The organism is Thauera phenylacetica B4P (assembly GCF_000310225.1).
In the GTDB taxonomy this organism is placed as follows: domain Bacteria; phylum Pseudomonadota; class Gammaproteobacteria; order Burkholderiales; family Rhodocyclaceae; genus Thauera; species Thauera phenylacetica.
Map to the genome: position 1 here is coordinate 1 of NZ_AMXF01000417.1, position 1,840 is coordinate 1,840.

Below are 1,840 nucleotides of genomic sequence, written 5' to 3' on the forward strand. Positions count from 1 at the left end.
CCATCGCCGCCGCCGCGGCGCCCACTGCCATCGCCGCCGCGCCGCCGCCGGCCGAAGACCCCGCCCCGCCCACGGTGCGCGCGCAGATCGAGCACGAGCTCGCGCTCGTCGCCGAGCTCGGCTACGAGCCCTACTTCCTCACCGTGCACGACATCGTGCGCTTCGCCCGCGACCGCGGCATCCTGTGCCAGGGCCGCGGTTCGGCGGCCAACTCGGTGGTGTGCTGGGCGCTCGGCATCACCGAGGTCGACCCGCAGCTGGGCATCATGCTGGTCGAGCGCTTCATCTCGCGCGAGCGCGACGAGCCGCCCGACATCGACGTCGACTTCGAGCACGAGCGCCGCGAGGAGGTCATCCAGTACCTCTACCGCAAGTACGGCCGCGAACGCGCTGCACTCGCCGCCACGGTCATCCGCTACCGGTCACGCAGCGCGCTGCGCGACGTCGGTCGCGCGCTCGGCCTCGACGAGGCGCAGATCGAGCGCCTCACCCGCGAGCACCACTGGTTCGACGGCCGCCGCATCCTGCCAGAGCGCCTCGCCGAGGCCGGGCTCGACCCTGCCAGCCCGGTCACGCAGAGGCTGGTCGCGCTCACCGAGGAGCTCATCGGCTTTCCACGCCACCTGTCGCAGCACGTCGGCGGCTTCGTCATCGCGCGCGGCCGGCTCGACGAGCTGGTGCCGGTCGAGAACGCCGCCATGCCCGAACGCACCGTGATCCAGTGGGACAAGGACGACCTCGACGCGGTCGGGCTGATGAAGATCGACGTGCTCGCGCTCGGCATGCTGTCGGCGCTGCGCCGCGGCCTGGCGCTGGTGTCGGCCTGGCGCGGGCGGGCGCTGACGCTGGCGACGATCCCGCGCGAGCGCCCCGAGGTGTACGCGATGCTGTCGCGCGCCGACTCGGTCGGCGTGTTCCAGGTCGAGTCGCGCGCGCAGATGACCATGCTGCCGCGGCTCAAGCCGCAGCGCTTCTACGACCTCGTGGTCGAGGTCGCCATCGTGCGCCCCGGCCCGATCCAGGGCGGCATGGTGCATCCCTACCTGCAGGCGCGCGAGCGCGTGGCGCGCGGAGAGGAACCCATGGCAGGGCTGCGCGCGGAGATCCGCGGCGTGCTCGCGCGCACGCTCGGGGTGCCGATCTTCCAGGAGCAGGTGATGCAGCTCGCGGTGGTCGCGGCCGACTTCACCGGCGGCGAGGCCGACCAGCTGCGCCGCGCGATGGGCGCCTGGCGGCGCAAGGGCGAGCTCGAGCGCTACCGCCAGAAGCTGCTCGACGGACTGGCGAAGAACGGCTACGACCCCGACTTCGCCCAGCGCCTGTGCCAGCAGATCGAGGGCTTCGGCAGCTACGGCTTCCCCGAATCCCACGCCGCCAGCTTCGCGCTGCTGGTGTATGCCTCGGCCTGGCTCAAGTGCTTCGAGCCCGCGGCCTTCCTCGGCGCGCTGCTCAACAGCCAGCCGATGGGCTTCTATGCGCCCTCGCAGCTGATCCAGGACGCGCGCCGGCACGGGGTGGAGGTCAGGGCGGCGGATGTCACCGTGAGCGAGTGGGATTGCACGCTGGAGCCCACCGCCGAACATGCGGCCGATCCGGCCCCCGAGCCCCCAGGCACTCCATCAGCGCAGCCAGCGCCCTGTCCCCCACTGCCAGCACACACCCAGCTGGCGAGCAGCCCCGGCGCACCGGAGGCGAACGCGTCGCCTGTACGCCCGCAGCCCGCGGTGCGCCTCGGCCTGCGCATGATCCGCGGCCTCGGCCGCGACGCCGCCGCCCGCATCGTCGCCGCGCGCGGCGAACGCGCCTTCACCGACACCCAGGACCTCGCCGCGCGCGCCCG

General features: G+C 73.2%; 1 protein-coding gene. It reads left to right on the top strand.

Features of this window, described 5'->3' with window-relative positions; genetic code table 11:
• A partial coding sequence (locus C667_RS22645; RefSeq protein WP_004387415.1) for an error-prone DNA polymerase occupies nt 1-1,840 on the top strand: 1,840 nt, incomplete at both ends.